This is a genomic window from Pedococcus dokdonensis, from assembly GCF_900104525.1.
In the GTDB taxonomy this organism is placed as follows: Bacteria; Actinomycetota; Actinomycetes; order Actinomycetales; family Dermatophilaceae; genus Pedococcus; species Pedococcus dokdonensis.
Genome location: NZ_LT629711.1, coordinates 2,399,634 through 2,418,958 on the forward strand (window position 1 = coordinate 2,399,634; position 19,325 = coordinate 2,418,958).

Here is a 19,325-nt window from a genome sequence, read left to right on the forward strand (position 1 = left end):
GCTGATGAACCGCTGGTCCGACCCGGTGGGCGAAGCCCTTGCCGTCGCGCTCGCCGGGGACCCCTCGGCCTTCGCCGGCCAGCCCTCGCAGCTCCGCCTCAAGCTGTCCAGGCTGCTCGGCGACGACGCCCACACCTACCGCGCGCAGGTGCACCTCGTCGTGACCGCCCTCGACGAGAACGTCCCCGCGGAGCTGCTGGCGGCCGCTCCCCTGAGCGCCGCCGATGTCGACCGCCACGCCCAGATCCTTGCGCAGGCACGCGGCTGGACGGACGAGGCGGCCCACACCGCGATCGGGCTCTGGGTGCGCGCCCTCGACATCGACGCGCAGCTCGAGCCGGTCGCGCGGCACGCGTCGGACGGCGGCTGGCTGGTCTCCACCCCCTCTTCGGGGAGCACCTCCTCGCTCGAGCCCGCTCCGGTCTCCGGCGGCGGTCGGGTCTCAGGCGAGGACGCCTTCCCCGACGGCGACGCGGAGGACGTGGGGACCGGGAGCAACCGGGACTTCCCGGTCACCGCGGGGGCGCAGGACGCCTCGACCGTCCTGCCCCCGACCGTGGACTCGACCCGATGGCCACTGAGCTGCCCGACCGGTCGTCGGTGATCGCCCTGCCCCCCGAACGGGCTCCGGGATCGGCCGACGCCGGGGCACGTCGTGGACAGGACGAGAGGCTCGGCGCCTCCCCCGCAGTCCCGGGCGGCCACGCAGTCCAGGGCGGCCACGCAGTCCAAGGCGGCCCGTCCAGTCCGGCCGGCCCCTCCGGGCCAGACGGCCCAGCGGCCCCCTTCCCGCCGTCGCAGCGACTGGCCATCGGCCAGGCGGTGTCACACGAGCCTTCTCCTCCCACCGCCTACTACGCCTTTCGTGGCAAGAACCCCGACCTCCGGTTCGCTGCGCTGGCCGTGCTGCTGGTCCTGGCCATCGGGGCCATGTTCCTCCCCGGCGGTCCACTGCGAGGGATCGCGCTGGCGGTGGTGACGGCCATCGGGATCCTGATCCCCACCAAGCTCGTGCGCAACGGGGTGATGGTTGCGGACGACCACGGGTTCCGTTGGTACTCGGCGACTTCCAAGACCTCGTCGGCTGAGGTCAACCAACCCTGGTCCGCGGTCCGGCTCGCACCGGGCCAGCCGACCCGGCTGCTGTTGACGCCCGACGGCGACGTCTGGCTCAGCCGCCGCAAGGGGCTCGCCGAGGCCATCGCCTCCCGCACGCCCGCCACGCTGCCCACCGATGCGTCAGCGGCAGGTCACCGATGAGTCCCTCAGGTCGCCAGCCGGGCCTCGACGTCACCGAAGCGCAGCAGGGTGTCCGGGACGAGGGCCACGGCTTGCCCGGGGGCGATGACGGCGACCTCGCGGCCGGGGATCCTGGCCTCCCACCCTGCAGTGCTCGTGTTGCGCAGTCCCCACACGTCTCGGGTGGGGTGGCGGGTGACCTCGCCGATGGTGCGTTCGTAGTCGTAGTCCTTCGCGACGTGGTGGCGGTAGACCCGGGTGCCTGCTCCGAGCGCGAGCTCGGTGTGGGGGAAGACCAACCGCAGGGGCGGGGGGAGGACCGCGGAGCACCCCCAGCACGTGGTCGGCACGCCGGCGCCGGAGAAGTTCTCGCGACCGCACGCGTCACAGCTCCGGACGGCGTCGAGGAGCCGGGCCAGGTTGACCCGCCAGACGCTCTCCCGCACCCGGCGCTGCGGGTTGCGGATGCCCTCGCCGAAGGCCTGGACGAAGAGCCGCTTGACCGGGTCCGGGTGGATGGCCCAGTTCGCCAGGACGGTCTGGTGCTCCACCGGATCGGGCGCGTTGGAGTCGTCGTCGGGATCGAAGACGAACAGCGGGCGCTCGCCGAACAGGTCCCCCTCGGCGTCCCGGTCCAGGCAGGCGTACTCGAGCTCGCGCCGACCGAGGAGGGGATGGTGCACCATCAGGACGTAGAAGATGAGCACGGCCAGGGAGTAGAGATCGGTCTCGCTGCCCGGCTTCGCTTCTCCTCGCACGATCTCGGGCGCCATGAAGCGGCGCGTCCCGAGGACCCCGCTCTCGCTCTCACCGTCCACGCCCACGTTGTCGTTGTCGCAGATCAGGATGGCGCCCGACCGAGGGTCGAAGGAGACGTTGCCGAAGCTGATGTCGCGGTAGCAGAGGCCCTGCGAGTGCAGCAGCAGGAACCCGTGTGCCAGGCCGAGGCTGAGCCGCACCGCGAGGGACGGTGTCACGTCGACGCGCCCCCTGAGCATCTCCCCCAGGCCCACGAACTCGGGCGGTCGGATCGGCATCACGTAGCCGAAGCTGCCGTCCGGCGCGCTGACCACTTCCATGGGCCACAGGAACATCGGACCCGGGCTGTGCCTCGCTGCGACGGCCGTGATGGCAAGCCGCTGCTTCTCGCTGACCGACCGCGCGGCATACCACTTGAGCGCGAGCCGTCGCGCCGAGCCGTCCTGCGGCACCAGCTCGTGCACCGTGCCCTGGCCGCCCTCGCCGAGGAGCCTGCCCACCGTCCACTGCGTGGCAGAGCGCCGCAACGTCACCACGTCACCGGGCCTGACCACCAGCTGGCCCTCCCATCCTCGACCACGCTCATGATGGCACCCACGGCGTGGTCCCGGGGACCGATTGGCCGGAGGTGCTGCGATGCCTGAACGACCCGGGAGCAGACTGGCCCAACGGCCCCTGCACTTCTTCATCCTCGCGGACTGTTCCGGGTCGATGGCCAGTGACGGCAAGATGCGCGCTCTCAACGCCGCCATCCGCGAGGCGCTGCCCCACCTCAGCGAGGTGGCGGACGGCAACCCCCACGCCGAGCTGCTGGTTCGGTGCATCGCCTTCGGCACGGGGGCTCGCTGGCACGTGGAGACACCGACACCGGTCGACCAGCTGGTCTGGGACGACCTGGCCAGCGGCGGCTACACCGACCTCAGCGCCGGCCTCGACCTGCTCAGGTCGGTGCTGACGGTGCCACCCATGGAGAGCCGAGCGCTGCCACCGGCCGTGGTGCTCATCTCGGACGGCATGCCCACGGACGAGTACACCGAGTCGCTGGAACGCCTGGAGGCCGAGCCGTGGGGAGCACGCAGCGTCCGCATCGCCGTCGGGATCGGTCGGGATGCCGACCACGCGATGCTGGTGCGGTTCATGGGCGACCCCGACGCCGAGCCGGTGCGGGCCAACAACCCTGAGGACCTCGTCGCGGCCATCCGCTGGGCGTCGACCCACGTGTCACGGGTCGCCTCCGCCCTGGTCCCAGCCGCCGAACCGGTGCCGGGGCGGGCGCCGCACGCGGCCCCCGCGGATGCCTCGGAGGTGGTCTGGTGAACCAGGGGCGTCCAGTGTGGATCGCCGAGGGAGCGAGCCGCCGGGGCTCCTCCCACGAGCGCACGGGCGCCCCCAACCAGGATGCGTATGCCGTGGAGCGAGTCGGTGCCTGCGTCGTGGCAGCGGTGGCAGACGGGCACGGCGGTCGACGTTACGTCCGCAGCCAGGTGGGTTCGCGGCTGGCCGTCCGGCTGTCGATGGAGCTCGGCGCCGAGCTGTTGTCCGTCAGACGTCCCGACGCCTCATCGGCAGCCCACTCCCTTCCCGGCCGGCTCGTGCCTGCGTGGCGGGCCGCCGTGGACGAGCACTACGCCCTGCACCCTCTGACCGCCGAAGAGGTCGAGAAGGCCGGCGACGGGCCCCTCGACCCGGCGATCCTCTACGGCGCGACCCTCATCGTCGCTTTCGCGGCGGGCGACGTCGTCGCTGTCGCGCAGATCGGTGACGGCAGTGCGCTGGGTGCCGCGCCGCAGCGCGTCGAGCACCTGGTGCCCGGTGACGACCGACTGGTCGCCAACGAGACGACAAGCCTGTGCCTCCCCACCGCATTGGCTGACTTCCGTTGGGGCACAGCATATTTCGGCGATGGCTCCGCGATCCTCCTGTCGACCGACGGGTACGGCAACTCGTTCGCGAGCGAGGGCTGGGAGGACGAGGTGATGGCCGACCTCGTCAACGAGCTCGGCGCGCACGGCTTCGAGGAGGTCGCCGGCGCACTCGACAGCTGGGCCGCCGACTCCGCCGCTGTCGGCGGTGACGACGTCACGCTCGTGCTGCTCAGCCGCCTTCCCGAAAGTCCTCGCCGGCGCAGGTCCGCCTGGCTCGCCACCGGGGCGCTGGCCGCTCTCGCAGTGACCACCGCCACCGCCGTGGGCCTGGCCGCACGAGGTGCCACGCCAGACCCCCGGGAGACACCGATCATGGTCGCCACGACCCCCACCGGCACCTCCCCGACGAGCAGCACCGCGTCCACCGCGAGCACGCCGACGGGGCTCCCGACGACCGGCGTCCCAGCGACGTCGGCCGGCGCCACGCCGACCCCGTCCGGCGCCGGGACCACGAAGACCAAGTCGACGACGAGCAAGGCGACGACGACCAAGGCGACGACGACCAAGGCCCCGGGCACCCGGTCGACCGGTACGCCGACGACCACCGCGCCCCCGGTCCAGTCGTCGCTCCCGAGCCCTCCGTCCCCGACCACCAAGCCCAAGGGTGCGCGGTCATGACCAGCCTCGTCGTCACCACCCCCGGAGGTCGGACCGTCCACGAACCGGGCACGACCGTGTCGATCGGCCGTGACCACGACTGCACGATCCGGCTCGACTCACCGGTCGTGTCGCGCCACCACGGGATCTTCGAGTCCGAGGGTGGCTGCTGGACGTTCCGCGACCAGTCCAGCTCGCTGGGCAGCTGGGTCGAGGGGCAGCGGGTGCGCGAGCTCGTGCTCTCCCCGGCCGATGAGATCGTGCTGGGCCAGGGCGACAAGGCCGTCAGCATCCGGGTGGAGACCCAGTCCCTGGCACAGCGTCCCGGCGGTCCGCTCGTCGCCGACGCTGCGCTCGACGCAGCCACCCTGACCGCAGGTGACGAGCTGCTGCTCGAGTGCGCCGGCCAGTCCTGCCGGCTGGCCACCGGCCAGACCGCGGTGGTGGGGCGGGCCGACGACGCGACGATCGTCTCGCACAACCCCCGGGTCTCGCGTCACCACCTCGAGGTGCGCCACACCGGGACGCAGTGGGAGGTCGTGGACACCGGCAGCACCGGGGGTGTCTTCACGCAAGGGCGCAGGGTGGCCCGGATCCCGGTCAGTGGCACCGTCGAGGTGATGCTGGGCGACCCCGATGTCGGGGAGCGGCTGCTGGTCTCGAGCCAGGCCGCTCCGTCCCCGGCTCGTCGCGCCGACCCGCTCAGCCGGTTCGCGGACGGCGTGCGCCGACAGCACACGACGGTGGCTGCCGTCGTGGTGGCGGCACTCGTCGTGGTCGGTGTCGGCGGCTGGGCCCTGGCTCGGGCCGTGTCCGGCCCGTCGGAGCCGGACCTCGACCGACTGGCCCGGGCGACCGTGCGAGTCATCACCGACAGCGGCACGGGCTCGGGCACCGTCGTCGACGCGGAGCGCGGGCTCATCCTCACCAATGCCCACGTGGCTGCGCCGAACGCTCCGGGGCAGGGGGTCGTGCAGAGTGAGCTCGAGCAGTCACTGCCCCCGGCGCCGAAGACGATCACGATCGCGGTCTCCGGTGGCCGCGACCAGCCAGCCGCCGAGAGGTTCCGGGCCGAGGTCGTGGCCGCCGACGGCTACCTCGATCTCACTGTCCTGCGAATCACGAGTGATGCCAAGGGTTCTGCGCTTTCGCAAGGAGCCCTCGACGAGCTCGTCGGTGTGGAGCTGGCCAGCTCGGCAGAGGTCAGGTCGGCGGACCCGGTCTGGGTCGTCGGATTCCCCGGGCTGGCCCAGTCGGATGCCGCGACCTTCACGCGGGGGGTGGTCTCGGGCACGGTCCACGACAAGCGCCTCAAGGGCGGTGTCTCCCTCTTCAACAGCGACGCCAGGCTCAACCCGGGCAACTCGGGAGGCCTCGCCGCCGACGCCTCCGGACGGATCATCGCGGTGCCGACCCTCAACAAGCAGTCCCGCGAGGACAGCCTGCTCGCTGGACTGGTCCCCGTCGACCTGGCTCGGCCGCTCCTCGACGCCGCCGTGCGCGGTCGCGCCTACACGAGCCCCTGGGTCGCAGCCGAGACCGAAGGGGTGGTCTCCGACCTGACCCTCGGCCCGGCCGGAACGGCACCGGGAATCGCGGCCGGCTGCGCCACCGGCGGCACACGCAGCACGAGCCGGCTGCTGGGTGTCCTCGTGACCTACCGCGACTTGTCCGAGCTCCCCCACCAGGACTGGTTGGTCACGGTGACCCGCAAGGCGGACGGCCTCCGGCGCATCGGACGCACGTCGAGTGCACCGCAGTGGCCCCTTCGGCTCCCCGGCAGCGGATGCTTCACCGCGACGGTCGACATCGGCGAGCCGCTCAGCCCGGGGGCCTACGTCATCGAGGTCGGGCTCGGCGCCAACCACGAGCGCATCGCCACCCTCACCTACACGCTGTCATGACGGATCCGGCACGCCTCCTCCTGCTCGGCCCCGTGGACCTGAGGGTCGGGGAGACGTCCCTCGCCCTCGGCGCACCGCGCCATCGGGCGCTGCTGGCCCTCCTCGCGCTGGCATCGGGCCGCGTCAAGCCCGTGGCGGCGATCATCGACGAGCTCTGGGGCGACGACCCGCCGTCCACCGTCGTGAACGTGGTCCAGGTGTACGTCGCGAGCCTGCGCAAGGTGCTCGCGCCGGCCGGCCTCACCGCGTCGCTGGTCACCCAGGCGCCGGGATACCGCCTCATGCTCCCGCCGGGCACGCTGGACGTCGAGCTGTTCGACCGGGACCGAGCGGCTGCGGCGCGCCGCGAGTCCCGCGGGGACCATGACGGTGCAGCCACGGCATACCGCGCTGCGCTGGACCAGTGGCGCGGCACCGCACTGGCCGACCTCGACTTCGCTCCCTACGTCGCGGTCGAGCGACGCCAGCTCGAGGAGGCCAGACTCGCCACGCTCGTGGGATGGCTGCGCTGCCTCGCTGCCCTCGGAGCCCACGACGAGGCGCTGCCGCCCGTCGAGAAGGAGCTGGCCGCGAACCCGTTCCACGAGGAGCTCTGGGGACTGCGAGCCACCTTGCTCTACCAGGCCGGACGACAGTCCGACGCGCTCACGACGCTGCGGCGCGCCCGCCGCCTCCTGGCCACCGAGCTGGGTGTCGAGCCCGGGCCGGGGCTCCTCGAGGTGGAGCGCCGGGTGCTGGCCCAGGACCCCGAGCTCGGTGGACGGATGCGACGACCACCGTCAGGGTCCGCGGTGACGCACGTGGCCACCGGCGCGTCGGCAGCCGCCGCAGTCGTGCTCCCGGACGGCCGACGCCTCGTGCTGGGTCGGCGCGGAGCGGTGGTGGGACGCCACCCGGACTGCGAGATCGTGCTCGACCACCGGGACGTGAGCCGCACCCATGCCCGGATCGCCGCGACGAGTCGTGGCCACAGCATCGAGGACCTCGGGTCCACCAACGGCACCGCGGTCAACGGTGAGCCCGTCCTCCCCGGACCCGAGGGCCGTCACCTCTCCCACGCCGACCGCATCGAGATCGGTCCACTCATCGTGCGTTACGAGGCAGGCTCCGACGTGACCTCGTGATCTCGGCTGACGGGGACGGCCAGCTCGGTCACCGGTCGGGCCTCCTCGTGGGGGCGCTCGACCAGCCTCGTCACCTGCACCAGCTCGGCGCGTCCACCCGCCACCAGGAACCCCCGGCCCTGCACCATCGGCACGACCGTGGCGGGGAGCCTGGTCTCCGCAGCCATCGCCGCCTCCGGCGTGGGCGCCAGGAGGAGTGCGACGCGCAGGCTCGCGAGATAGCGCGCCCAGCCGTCGAAGAGCCTGGCCCAGTCCGCGGTGCGCGCCCCGACCACCGAGCGGAGACCGGAGCCCCGGGCGTCCCGCAGCAATCGCTCCAGCCGATCGCCTGCGGACGCCGAGGCACCGAGCGCCTCGGCGTCGTCGACCACCAGGACCACCGGCGCCGGGCTGGCCTCCACCGCGTCGAGCAGGTCGTTGAGGTCCTCGGGTCCCTCCGCCAGAGCGATCCGCCGGGGCATCGAGTCCCACCCTGCGGCCGAACCGCGACGCCGGGTGACGACCGCCAGCACACGGGTGGGGTCCTCCGCGAGCAGGCGACCCGCCACGGTCCGCAACGCCGTGGTGCGCCCGGTGAGCGACTCCCCCAGCACGACCAGGTGCGGTCCGTGGCGGGGACCGAGCCAGACCGGTGCGGCATCGTCGCCGCCCACTCCGATCGGCACCTGTCCGGGCGGCCAGCTCTCCAGACCGGCAGCGGCGTCCTCGCTGTGGTCGGTGGGCAACCGGACGAGCCGGGACGGCCGACCGTCCGAGTCGCCTTCGGCGGTCGGCGGCACGGCCAGCTGATTGACGATCTGGACCTCGTGCCCCCCGCGGACCAGCGCTCGCCCGGGGAGGTCCTCGGGCATCTCGCCGGGGCCCAGGCGCACGTCGACCACGGCGTAGTCGACGGCCTCCGGCTGGCGCAGGAGGATCTTCGTCTGGAAGTGCGAGGCCAGTGTCAGGCGCAGGTCGTTCACCTGACCGCAGGTCATCACGACGTGCACTCCCAGGCTCCGCCCTTGCGCAACGAGGCTGAGGAGCTGGTCGTTGAGGCGGTCCTGGAGGATCGGCTGGCTGGCCTCGCGGAACGTCGGGTAGTCGTCCACGACCAGCACCACGCGGGCATCCGTCGCCGGGTCGAAGCCGTGCTCCCGACGCTGCTCCACGACCCGTCCGACCCTGTCGACGAGGCCGGCGAGCAGCTCCAGGTCGTGGACTCCGGTGTGGCCGCCGGTGTGCGGCAGGTCCGCCACCTCACGCAGACCGCCTCGTCCGTCGATGACGTAGAGGTGGAGCAGCCGTGGCGACCGAGCCCGCACGAGCTCGGCGACGATGCGCCGTACGGCCGTCGTGCGCCCTGACCGGAACACGCCGCTCACCAGCACGTTGGTCAGGGCGACGTCGACGTCGTAAGGGCGCTGGCGGGCCGCCTCGGGCTCGTCGAGCAGCCCGAGTCGCACGGTGAGCCGGTCGGGGTCATGGGGTCGGTCGACCGCGGAGGCTGCCAGCGCAGGGTCGTCTGGCCCCAGGTCGTGGGTCAACGGGGGGATCCAGAGCGAGGGCGGGGCCGTCGCACCGCGAGCACTGTGTGCGTGCGCCGCGTCCGACACGAGCCGGTCGAGCTCGGTGCGCACCGGCGCCCCGCTCCGGGACTCGGGGTGCCACGTGGGCGGCGGTGGCTCGCCGAAGGGCGACACCCGGACGTCGACCGGGCCCGAGCCGGCGCTGCCGATCGTCACCCGTGCGGTCTGGAAGCCGACCAGCGTGCGCTCGGCCCCGCGCCGGAGATAGGCCCGTCCGGGTGCGTCGTTGGGGATCTGGGCGGCATCCCTCGAGCCCAGGATCTCCATGGACTCCGAGTCGTTGACGACCCGGAGGCAGAGCCAGATGTTGGTGTTCGCTCGGATGGCCGGGGTGATCACCCCTCCGGGGGACTGGGTGGCCAGCAGAAGATGGATCCCGAGGCTTCTCCCTTGTGCCGCAATGGCGTCCAGCCTCGGCTTCACACGGGGCTGCTCGGTGACCAGGAGCGCGAACTCGTCGATGACGACGAGGAGGGTGGGCATCGACGGCGCCGCTTCGAGTCGTTCGTAGGCCGCGAGATCGGGCACCCCGTGGTCCGCGAGCACCCGCTTGCGGCGGGAGATCTCAGCGTCCAGCGACGTGAACGCGCGCTCCGAGAGCCGCTCGGAGGCGTCGAGGTCGGTCACGTAGCCCACGACGTGGGGCAGCCGCTCCAGGGCCGCGAAGGTGGCTCCGCCCTTGAAGTCGATGAGGAAGAGGGCCAGCCGGTCGGGCGGGTGCTGGGCGACGAGGGAAGCGATGAACGACAACAGCAGCTCGCTCTTGCCGGCGCCCGTCGTGCCGGCGATGATCCCGTGCGGACCGTCGCGGCGGAGGTCGACCGACACCGGTTCCCCCTGGTCATCCGCACCGAACACGCTCTGCACCCCGGGGCCGGGAGCCAGCCAGCGCTCGCTGACGCGCACCGAGTCGGACAGCCCGGAGAGCTCGAGGACACCTCGGGATCCGGCCCCGCCCGCCGCCTGGGACCTCGGGTCACGCAACCGCCCGAGGCCCACTGCGATCCGTCCCGCCGTCTCCGGGTCCACCGACGACGCGATGAAGGGACCGATCGGCCCGTCCTCCCACAGTCCCTCAGCGACGACGTGGAGTGAGGCAGCCGCCCGGCACACCACCTGGCACTCCGGGGGCAGTGACCGGGCCTCGTCGTCCATCACGAGGACCAGACCGCCCTGGGAGCTCACCGCACGGATGGCGTCGATGACCGCAGCGTGCTGGGAGCCTCCCTGCCCGACCACCAGCAGCACCTTCGGCTGCGCTGCGCCGCTGCCCCCGGACTCGACCCGCAGCGCGGTCCCGAGGTCGCCCGCGTCGACGGCGCCGGTCGCCAGGAGCCGTGCGGACGCCCGCGACACGTGCGGGAGCCACCGCACCCAGCCCCAGTCGGGGCCCGCGCCGACGACGACGACCTTCAGGGCGGAAGGTGCGTGGAGGATCGCTGCCTCGAGGACGGCCGAGGCGGTCATCGCGGTGATGACCGTCCGGGGGCCGGCGAGCCCCACGACTCCTGCGGACGGGGTGATGATCGGGACGTCCGGGGTGGCGGAGTGGAGGTGGCGGCACGCGGCCAGCTCATCGGCATACCGGCCGCTCGCCGGGCGCCGCGCTCCGGTCCCGGTGACCTTGGCCGCGCGCGCACGCGCGCCGGTCCCGAGTCGGATCCTGAGGAAGTCCTCGTCGCCGAGGCGTCGCTCCCACAAGCGTGGACCCTGGGTCGCCACCCACGTGGCCAGCTCGGCGCGCTCGGGGCTGAGGGTGCGCAGCGCCTCGGCCTGCGCGCGTCCGATCCCCTCGAGGCGTTCGTCGAGCCGGCCCAGCTCGGCGTGGAACGTCTTCACGCCGTGCTTGCGCCTCGACTGGTCACCGAGGATGCCGAAGCCGATGGTGGCCAGGCCGGCCACCGCCGCGACCCCGGCGAACAGCATGGCCGCCGGGTAGCGGACCGCCACCACGCCTGCGGCCAGGACGGCGACCAGTCCAGCCGCGACCTGCCAGCCGACCCCCCGGCCGGACAGCTCGGTGCCTTCGGGAAGGTCCGGGGCGGCCACCTCCACCAACGACACCGGTGCCGTCGCCCTCGGCGGGGTGTTGACCGTGGTGTCAGGGGCGTCGGCGAAGGGTGGGTCGCCGGCGGACGCGGCGGGGACGAGGGCCTCGTCGAACGCGGCGACGGTCAGGACGTCGCCGCGCCGAAGGGGCACGGAGCCCCAGGCGTCGGTGTTGCGCAGGAGCGAGCCGTCCTCACGCCGGTAGAGGCACCAGGACGTGCGCGCACCGGCCGTGAGGTCGAGGTATGCCGCGAGGGCGGCCGCCACGTCGCCGACCGAGGTCTGGTCCTGGGTGCCGAGCGTGACGGCCTGGACGGCCATCCCGGTCTCGGAGCGGACCTGGAGCTCGGTGGCAGGCGCGCGTCCGCGCCGGGCCGAGACCACGGACACCAGCGTTCGCGAGCGCCCGAGGGTGATGGTGTCACCCGGAAGGAGAGCCCTGGTCCCCCCGACTCGCTGACCATTCACCTTGGTGCCGTTGAAGGAGTCGAGGTCGGCCAGCAGGAGCCCGTCGGGGGTGGCGCTGACCGTCGCATGCCGCCGGGACACGCTGGGGTCGTCGAGGTGGAGGTCACTCGTCGCCTCACGGCCCAGCAGCACCTCGGCCCGCACCGGCACGCGGGCCGTCTCGACACCGTGGTGGGTGGCCACCAGCACTGCCTCGGCCGAACCCGGCGGAGCCGCCCGCACCTCCAGGACGACCGCGGTGGACTCACCGAAGGCCACCTGTCCCCCTGGCCGCACCAGGACGGGCGCGGTGACCTGACGAGAGTCGACCCGCGTGCCGGTGCGTGAGCCGGTGTCCACCACCAGCATCCCGCCGTCACGGAGCTCGACCAAGGCGTGGCGGCGCGACACGGACGGGTCCGTGAGCCGGAGCCCGGCCTCCTGTCCCCGGCCCACCGCGGTGCGCTCGACCACCGGCCAGACGAGTCCCGCATCCGGACCGGACACGAACCGCAGCAGCATTCGCCCGATCATCGCCACCTCTCGCAGTGTCGTCACGACGGTGCGTCGACTCGCTGGGCGTCGGCGCCCAGGCCGTCCCTGAAGACAATCTCCAAATGTCCGGGTGGGGAGCCGTCGCCCGGATGAGCACCCACTCCGCCTTTTGCCGGATTCCCCGTGGTCGCTCGTGTGCTCGACTTCGCACAGGTCATCCCCGGCGACGCACCGTTGGGGACGGTCGGAGGAGTGGCGATGGAGCCGAAGGTGATGGACGGCTCGCACCGCGGCAGCAGGATGCCGTCGTGAGCGAGGCAGAGGACGGGCTGGTGCGCGCGCTGCGCAACGTGCTGGCCGATCACGGCCGACGGGTCGCCGAGCACCCGGAGCGTGTGCGCGCCCTGCTCTCGGATGCGCTGGGTGACCGCTCGCGCGACTGGCGCGCCGACATCGACGCCCTGGTCATGGCCGCCGAGGAGCGGGTGCCGGCCAGCGTCACCGCAGCGGTCACCGACACCGGCATGGACGGCGACGAGGAAGTCCTCGTGCGGGCGATGACGCACCGAGGCCTGACCGTCGAGATGGCGCGCTCGGCGATCGACTTGTGGCGCTCGGCCCTGACGGCGGGCACCACCGCACCCCGTCGGCACGCCGACGCGGCCTGGCACCGACCGGCCCCTGCCCCGGAGCCGCGAGCCGTCGCGCCGGAGCCGCGGACCGTCGCACCCGAGCCCCGGGCCGTCGCCCCAGAGCCGCGAGCCGTCGCACCCGAACCGCGAGCCGTCGCACCCGAGCCCCGGGCCGTCGCAGGCGAGCCGCGGGGCACCGCCCCAGAGCCGCGGACCGTCGCGCCGGGACCCGGGCCTGCCGCCTCCGCACCGCGAGCGAGCCGCCCGGGCACCGCAGCAGCCTTCGTCGAGCCCGCCGCACCGACCGAGATCCCCCTGGACCGCGGCGGACCCGCCGGACCACCCCCGGGTCCGACACCGGGTCCGACAGCGGGTCCGACAGCGGGTCCGACAGCGGGTCCGACAGCCGGTCCGGCACCGAGTCCGACATCGGGTCCTTTCCCGGCCACCCCACGGGGCCCGCACGCGCCGAGCCACGGCGACCGGGCGCCTACCCCGACGCTCGTCACCATGAGTCGCGGTCGGGTGCTGGCCATGGGTGGTGCGGCGGTGGTCGCGGCCCTCGTCGTGGGCGGCATCGGCGCCCGCCAGCTGACGCCTGCGCCGAAGGCCGCCCTCGTGGCGGCGACCCCCACGGTGAGCACGTCCACCGTGACCTCGACGAGCACCTCTGTGGAGACCGTCACGGTCACCGCTGCGCCCCGGACCGTGCGGTCGACCGTGGTGGTCAACGCAGCGAAGCTGCGTGCCCGCAACCTGAGCGGCACGACGATGACATACGTGACCTACACGGGCTCGTCGGGCTGCGTCCTGAAGCCCAAGAAGGGGCTCCCCTACCGAGCCTGCTTCACGTGGGACACCGCCGAGGCGACCGGCACGGTGAAGAGCTGGAAGCTCACTTCGGCCAAGGTCATCTCCGGCACCGGCACGGTCTCGGTCTCCGGGAAGCGGATCAACTACCACTACACCCGCAACGGTCCCTACACGACGAAGGTCCGTTACACGATCGAGGGCGGTGGCTACGTCAGCACGGGCGTCTACACCTTCGCCGTGCAGTGCAACCCGAACTTCACCTGCAAGCGGGCGTTCCCGTTGTGACGTGCGTCGGCGCCCCTCCCCGCCTCGTCTTCAGCGCCTCTTCAGCGCCTCCCGGTTTCCTCGTCCCATCCACCCACCGACACCGCGTCGGAACCGACACAAGGAGCACACCATGGCCATCGCCGGCGACCTCGAGCAGCTCATGACCCTTCAGCAGGTCTTCACCCGCAACAGCCAGTCGGTCGAGGAGCTCAGCTCCTCCATCCGCTCGCAGCTGCAGAACACGCGGTGGGAAGGCCCCGCCGCAGACCGCTTCCGCTCCGCCTGGAACACCGAGTTCGAGACGGCCCTGCGTCGCCTCGGTGAGGCCTTGTCCGACTGCTCGTCCGAGGTGAGCCGCCGTCGTGAGGCGCTCGCCCAGGCCGGCAGCTAGTCCGTCAACGCCATGTCCGTCACGGGTATCGCCGAGGACCCCGTCGCACTGCGCGGGACCGCCGTGCAGCTGCGGCGGGAGGCGGAAGTGATCGTCTCCGCCGCGCGCTCCACCGCACAGAAGGCCGCGAGCATGGCCTACGCCGGCCCTTCCGCGGACATCTTCCGCACCAGCATCGCGGCAGCCGCGTCGGCATCCGGCCAGCTCGCCGCGCGGCTGGTCGAGCTGGCCCAGTGGCTCGACACCTGTGCCGTGCAGGCCGAGGCCGAGATCGCGGCCCGTCGCGCAGCAGGGCTGACGTGACGACCACGGAGAGCAGGTCGACCCCGCAGACCATGTGGTCCGGGGTCGACGTGCTGTTCCTGAGCGCCACCGGCAGCGACGCCGACGTGACCCTGTGGGCCATCCCGGCAACCGGGGCCGCGCCCCCGGCTCCTGACCAGCTGCGCAGCGTCGCCGAGGAGCACGCGGCGGCGCTCGCCGACGCCGGTGACCTGACGCCCGGTGCCCTCACCGAGCACGCCGACGGGCTGGGGGGCAGCTACCTCACCCGCGCGTTCACCCAGGCGATGGACGGCTCGTCCACTTCGATGGCCGCGTACTTCGACACCCAGGGCGCAGTCGCCGTGGCGATGGTCCGCGCCCCCTCCGGTGACGATGTGGAGGGCCTGCTCGCGGACCTGGTCCGGGCCAACCGGGCCCGATTCGTCCTCGCCGCCGAGGACGTCCTGGCCCTGGCCGACGTGACCGGGCTGGCCGCCCCGCCCCTCAGTCCCGCTGCCTACCCGCCCGACGCGTCGGACGAGGTGCGTCGGGCAGCCCACCTCGCCGCCCGAGGCTCCTTGCACGCCCGTGGGCTGCTCGTGCCCGAGGGCGACCGGCTCGTGCCCGTCGCCGAGCTGGGGGCGGCCCTGACCCTGCTGCTCGACGGCGACCGCATGCTGCTGGCCTCCAGGGCGGCCGGGGCGGGAGTGCACTCCACCTCCCTCATCGGCGGGCGGGACGGTGTGGTCGCGACGCTGGGCCCGGGCGGCTGGGGCCTGCTCGAGCTCTCCGTGAGCCCCGCCGGCCAGGCCGTCGAGAGGTATGCCGGCCTGCTGGCGCCGCCGCCCGAGGTCCGGACCGACGATCCCCCCGGTCAAGGCGATCCAGGCGGTTCCGGCGACATGGGGAGTGCCGAACGCTTCACCGCGAGATTCACGGAGGTGCAGGGCTGCGTGGACAGCTCCACCGGTCCCGAACAGCTCCGGGGTTCCCGCGCCCTCATCTCCATCCGTGGCGTGCGTCAGCGGGGGGACGACGCTGCGATCTTCGAGAACTGCTGGGTCGAGGACGCCGACGGCCGGCTCTGGTCGGTCGACCCCACGGACGACCTCGAGTCGGCTGTCCTCACCCCGTCCGAGGACTCCGCGGTGGGCGCGAGCCTGACCCGCGCACTCGACTTCAGCAGCCCTTAAGCGCCAACGGGTTTCCTGAGAACTCGACGCCTTCCACGAAGGCGACGATCACGGAGCAGGCGACCCGAGGAGGACACCATGACTGACTGGATCTGGCTGGACCCGCACGAGCTCGCATGGGCGGGGGTCCTGCTCCGCGACGTGTCGCAGGAGCTCATCGGCAGCACCCAGCGCACCCGCACGGCCTGTTGCGCGCCCGGGCTCGGCCGTCACGCCGGGCCCCTCATGGCCGAGGCCGACACCGTGGTCCGTCAGGTCGACATGGTGACCGAGATCTACCTGCGACTCGCCATCGACGTCCTGCAGCGGGCCATCGCTGCGGTGCAGAGCCAGCAGATGGGATCGGTCGTGGGCAGTGTGGGATCGGTGTCCTCGGCGATCATCGGCGGCACGACGGTCGGCGGCTTCGTCCTCGGGGCCACCAGCCCGGTCACCACGTCCGTGGTCGGAGGGGTGACCCTGGGCGGTCTCGTCTACGGCGGGTCGGACGGGTCGTCACTGACGACGTCCGTGGTCGGCGGCACGATGGTGGGAGGTCTGGTCTACGGGACGGGCAGCCCGTCGCCGTCAGCCGTGTCCATCGGAGGCGGCTACTACCACGGCGGGGGCAGCGGCATGGCCAGCGGCGTGATGGCCCTGGCGGGAGCCGCGCAGGCGTCCCAAGAGCGCCAACAGGCCATCCTCGCGCGAATGAAAGCCTCCGCCGGTGGTGGAGTCTCCAGCACCGACCTGGGCGCCCAGATGCTGGCCAAGATGAACACCGATGCGGCCCGGAAGCGGTTCGACGAGACAGAGGTCAAGATCGCTGCCAACCAGCCGTTCGCCGGCATCGTCCAGGCCGAGAACGCCGATGCCCTGGACGGCGGCAACCGTGCGCGGGTGATCGAGGACCAGAAGCGCTTCGAGCAGAAGTTCTACGAGGACAAGTTCTACGACGACAAGCGGGACGGCCTCTGAGGCCGCACGTCCCCGGCCGGCGGGTCAGGCGTGGCCGTCGAACAGGCTCGTCACCGAGCCGTCCTCGAAGACCTCCTGGATGGCGCGACTGATCAGCGGCGCGATCGACAACACGGTCAGCTTGTCGAACTCGTGTGCCTCGTCGATCGGCAGCGTGTTGGTGACGATGACCTCGACCGCACTGCAGTTCTTGAGCCGGTCGATCGCCGGCCCCGACAGGATCGCGTGGGTGGCGGCGATGATGACCCCCGCGGCGCCGTCGGCCATCAGCGCGTCGGCCGCCTTGGTGATGGTGCCCGCGGTGTCGATCATGTCGTCGACCAGCACACAGACCCGGCCCTTGACCTCACCGACGACGCGGTTGGCGACGGTCTCGTTGGGCCGGTTGATGTCGCGGGTCTTGTGGATGAACGCCAGCGGCGCTCCTCCGAGCCGCTGCGACCACTGCTCGGCGACCTTGATGCGGCCGGCGTCGGGCGAGACCACGGCGAGCTTCTCGTGGCCGTACTTCTTGGCGACGTGGTCGGCCAGGATCGGCAGCGCCATGAGGTGGTCGACGGGACCGTCGAAGAAGCCCTGGATCTGCGCGGTGTGCAGGTCGACCGCCATCAGCCGGTTGGCCCCGGCGGTCTTGAACAGGTCGGCCATCAGCCGCGCCGAGATGGGCTCGCGGCCACGGTGCTTCTTGTCCTGCCGGGCGTAGCCGTAGAACGGGAGCACCACCGTGATCCGCTTGGCGCTGGCGCGCTTGAGCGCGTCGATCATGATGAGCTGCTCCATGATCGCCTCGTTGATCGGCGTCGTGTGGCTCTGGATGACGAACGCGTCCGACCCCCGCACCGACTCCTCGTAGCGCACGTAGATCTCGCCGTTCGCGAAGTCGTAGGCGCTGGTCGGGACCAGCCCGGTGCCGAGCATGCTCGCGACCTCCTCGGCGAGCTCGGGGTTGGCGCGCCCGGAGAAGACCATCAGGTTCTTCTCGGTGGTCTTGACGATGCCGGTCACGCCTGGGCCTGCCCTTCCGTGGAGTCCTCCGTGTGCCGCGTGGTCGCGGCGTCCTCGCCGGTCACCGCGCCGGCCGACCGGGCGGCGGCGGCCGCCTCGGCAGTCTTGGTGCCGGCGCGGGCCCGCGCGACCCAACCGTCGATGTTGCGCTGCCTGCCGCGGGCCACGGCGATCTGGCCGGGGTCGACGTCACCGGTGAGCGCGGACCCCGCGCCGACATACGCGCCGTCCGCGATGTCCACCGGCGCGATGAGGACCGAGTCGGACCCGACGAAGCTGTGCCGCCCCACGGTGGTGTGGTGCTTGGCCACCCCGTCGTAGTTGGCGAAGATGGTGCCCGCCCCGATGTTGGCGCCCTCCCCGATCGTGGCGTCACCGGCATACGTGAGGTGCGGGACCTTGGCCCCCTCGCCGATCTTGGCGTTCTTGGTCTCGACGAAGCCACCGATCTTGCCCTTCGCCCCCAGCTCGGTGCCGGGGCGCAGGTAGGAGAAGGGGCCGACCGTCGCGTCCGCTCCGATCACGGCCAGCAGCGCCTCGGTGCGCTTGACCTCGGCGCGCTCACCCACCTCGGTGTCGGTGAGGGTCGTGTCGGGCCCGATGCTGGCGCGTTCACCGATCGTGGTGGCGCCGAGCAGCTGGGTGCCCGGGAAGATGACGCAGTCGCGTCCGATGGTGACGTCGCTGTCGATCCAGGTGGTGTCGGGGTCGACGATGGTCACACCCTCGCGCATCCAGCGTTCGGTGGTGCGGCGGTTGAGCTCCTTGCCGAGCCGGGCGAGCTGCACACGGTCGTTGACCCCCTCGGTCTGCCACAGGTCGTCGATCAGGTGGGCGCTGACCCGGCCACCGGCCCTGCGGGCGATGGCGAGGACGTCCGTGAGGTACTTCTCCCCCTGGGCGTTGTCGGTGCCGACCTGGCCGAGCGCGTCGACGAGCACAGCGGCGTCGAAGGCGTAGATGCCCGAGTTGATCTCGGTGATGGCGCGCTGCTCGTCGGTCGCGTCCTTCTGCTCGACGATCCCCTCGACGCCGTCGTCGGCGCCACGCAGGATCCGGCCGTAGCCGGTCGGGTCGTCGAGGTGAGCCGTGATCACGGTGACCGCGCTCTGGGTGGCGACGTGCTCCTCGACCAGGGACTGCAGCGTCTCACCGGACAGCAGCGGGACGTCGCCGTAGGTCACCAGCACGGTGCCGGTGAGGTCGCCCGGTAGCGCGTCGAGGGCGCACTCGGTGGCCCGGCCGGTGCCCTTGACCTCGTCCTGGTCGGCGATCACGGCCTCGGGGTCGACCTCGGCGACGTGCGCCGCGACCAGGTCGCGCTCGTGCCGCACGACCACGGCGAGGTGCTCGGGACCGACCGCGCGGGCGGCGGCGATCGCGTGGCCGACGAGGGTGCGGCCCCCGATCCGGTGCAGCACCTTGGGGGTCGAGGACTTCATCCGGGTGCCCTCACCTGCGGCGAGGACGATGACAGCGGCAAGGCGGTGCGAGCCGGTGGGGGTGTTCACGCGCGAGGCTCCAGCGATCTGGTCGGGTGCGACGGGACGGGCGTCATGCTACCCGCCGGTCGCCCGCCGTTCGTCCGGCGGTCATCCGGCTCAATTCGGACATTTCGGCACGACCTGCGCCGTCTCTCATACCAACGATGGAGGCACTGATCGAACATCGACGCGATTCGATGTCGGGCCTGCGT

The 19,325-nt window shown here is 72.4% G+C and carries 16 protein-coding genes; 12 read left to right on the plus strand and 4 right to left on the minus strand.

Annotation, left to right across the window (positions count from 1 at the left end):
• The first annotated feature begins 4 nt into the window (after nucleotides 1-4).
• Nucleotides 5-604, plus strand: coding sequence for a hypothetical protein (locus tag BLQ34_RS11220; protein WP_091785361.1), 600 nt, complete (start codon nucleotides 5-7; stop codon nucleotides 602-604).
• Nucleotides 571-1,260, plus strand: a complete 690-nt coding sequence (locus tag BLQ34_RS18800) for a hypothetical protein (protein WP_157693004.1) — start codon at nucleotides 571-573, stop codon at nucleotides 1,258-1,260. Before BLQ34_RS11220 ends, BLQ34_RS18800 begins: the two co-directional genes overlap by 34 nt.
• Before the next feature lie 5 nt (nucleotides 1,261-1,265).
• Here the strand turns inward: BLQ34_RS18800 and BLQ34_RS11230 are convergent, their stop codons facing one another.
• The gene (locus BLQ34_RS11230; protein ID WP_157693005.1) at nucleotides 1,266-2,552 is read right to left on the minus strand and encodes a protein kinase domain-containing protein; all 1,287 of its coding nucleotides are present in this window, start codon (nucleotides 2,550-2,552) and stop codon (nucleotides 1,266-1,268) included.
• 82 nt (nucleotides 2,553-2,634) lie between these two features.
• On the opposite strand from BLQ34_RS11230, the gene BLQ34_RS11235 reads away from it, so the two are divergent.
• From BLQ34_RS11235 to BLQ34_RS11250, 4 genes are read left to right on the plus strand one after another with little or no spacing between them, the layout of a single operon-like run.
• Nucleotides 2,635-3,315 carry a vWA domain-containing protein gene (locus BLQ34_RS11235; protein ID WP_157693006.1) on the plus strand — a complete coding sequence of 227 codons (681 nt, stop codon included), beginning with the start codon at nucleotides 2,635-2,637 and terminating at the stop codon, nucleotides 3,313-3,315.
• Between the two features lie 14 nt (nucleotides 3,316-3,329).
• Nucleotides 3,330-4,541, plus strand: a complete 1,212-nt coding sequence (locus tag BLQ34_RS19020; protein ID WP_172829391.1) for a PP2C family serine/threonine-protein phosphatase — start codon at nucleotides 3,330-3,332, stop codon at nucleotides 4,539-4,541.
• Nucleotides 4,538-6,424, plus strand: a complete 1,887-nt coding sequence (locus tag BLQ34_RS11245; RefSeq protein ID WP_091785373.1) for an FHA domain-containing protein — start codon at nucleotides 4,538-4,540, stop codon at nucleotides 6,422-6,424. Before BLQ34_RS19020 ends, BLQ34_RS11245 begins: the two co-directional genes overlap by 4 nt.
• Nucleotides 6,421-7,548, plus strand: coding sequence for a BTAD domain-containing putative transcriptional regulator (locus BLQ34_RS11250; RefSeq protein ID WP_172829392.1), 1,128 nt, complete (start codon nucleotides 6,421-6,423; stop codon nucleotides 7,546-7,548). The genes BLQ34_RS11245 and BLQ34_RS11250 overlap by 4 nt, the downstream gene beginning before the upstream one ends.
• Here BLQ34_RS11250 and BLQ34_RS11255 read toward each other — a convergent pair.
• The gene (locus tag BLQ34_RS11255; RefSeq protein ID WP_157693007.1) at nucleotides 7,518-12,170 is read right to left on the minus strand and encodes an FtsK/SpoIIIE domain-containing protein; all 4,653 of its coding nucleotides are present in this window, start codon (nucleotides 12,168-12,170) and stop codon (nucleotides 7,518-7,520) included. The genes BLQ34_RS11250 and BLQ34_RS11255 overlap by 31 nt on opposite strands.
• Before the next feature lie 120 nt (nucleotides 12,171-12,290).
• On the opposite strand from BLQ34_RS11255, the gene BLQ34_RS19430 reads away from it, so the two are divergent.
• The 6 genes from BLQ34_RS19430 (at nucleotide 12,291) to BLQ34_RS11280 (ending at nucleotide 16,624) form a co-directional block, all read left to right on the plus strand.
• Nucleotides 12,291-12,419 carry a hypothetical protein gene (locus BLQ34_RS19430; RefSeq protein ID WP_269457287.1) on the plus strand — a complete coding sequence of 43 codons (129 nt, stop codon included), beginning with the start codon at nucleotides 12,291-12,293 and terminating at the stop codon, nucleotides 12,417-12,419.
• Entirely contained in the window at nucleotides 12,416-13,837 is a 1,422-nt protein-coding gene (locus BLQ34_RS11260) for a hypothetical protein (RefSeq protein ID WP_091785382.1), read from the plus strand. Before BLQ34_RS19430 ends, BLQ34_RS11260 begins: the two co-directional genes overlap by 4 nt.
• A 112-nt stretch (nucleotides 13,838-13,949) precedes the next feature.
• Entirely contained in the window at nucleotides 13,950-14,210 is a 261-nt protein-coding gene (locus BLQ34_RS11265) for a WXG100 family type VII secretion target (protein WP_091785385.1), read from the plus strand.
• A gap of 12 nt (nucleotides 14,211-14,222) precedes the next feature.
• Nucleotides 14,223-14,513, plus strand: a complete 291-nt coding sequence (locus BLQ34_RS11270; protein ID WP_091785387.1) for a hypothetical protein — start codon at nucleotides 14,223-14,225, stop codon at nucleotides 14,511-14,513.
• Nucleotides 14,510-15,667, plus strand: a complete 1,158-nt coding sequence (locus BLQ34_RS11275) for a hypothetical protein (RefSeq protein ID WP_091785390.1) — start codon at nucleotides 14,510-14,512, stop codon at nucleotides 15,665-15,667. The genes BLQ34_RS11270 and BLQ34_RS11275 overlap by 4 nt, the downstream gene beginning before the upstream one ends.
• A 78-nt stretch (nucleotides 15,668-15,745) precedes the next feature.
• Nucleotides 15,746-16,624 carry a hypothetical protein gene (locus BLQ34_RS11280; protein WP_091785393.1) on the plus strand — a complete coding sequence of 293 codons (879 nt, stop codon included), beginning with the start codon at nucleotides 15,746-15,748 and terminating at the stop codon, nucleotides 16,622-16,624.
• A gap of 24 nt (nucleotides 16,625-16,648) precedes the next feature.
• Here BLQ34_RS11280 and BLQ34_RS11285 read toward each other — a convergent pair whose 3' ends face one another.
• Both BLQ34_RS11285 and glmU read right to left on the minus strand, forming a co-directional pair.
• Nucleotides 16,649-17,629: a ribose-phosphate diphosphokinase gene (locus BLQ34_RS11285; RefSeq protein WP_091785396.1), complete on the minus strand. Its 981-nt coding sequence runs from the start codon at nucleotides 17,627-17,629 to the stop codon at nucleotides 16,649-16,651.
• Nucleotides 17,626-19,140 (minus strand): bifunctional UDP-N-acetylglucosamine diphosphorylase/glucosamine-1-phosphate N-acetyltransferase GlmU, encoded by a 1,515-nt coding sequence (gene glmU / locus BLQ34_RS11290; protein WP_091785399.1) that lies wholly within the window; start codon nucleotides 19,138-19,140, stop codon nucleotides 17,626-17,628. Before glmU ends, BLQ34_RS11285 begins: the two co-directional genes overlap by 4 nt.
• Between the last annotated feature and the right edge of the window lie 185 nt (nucleotides 19,141-19,325).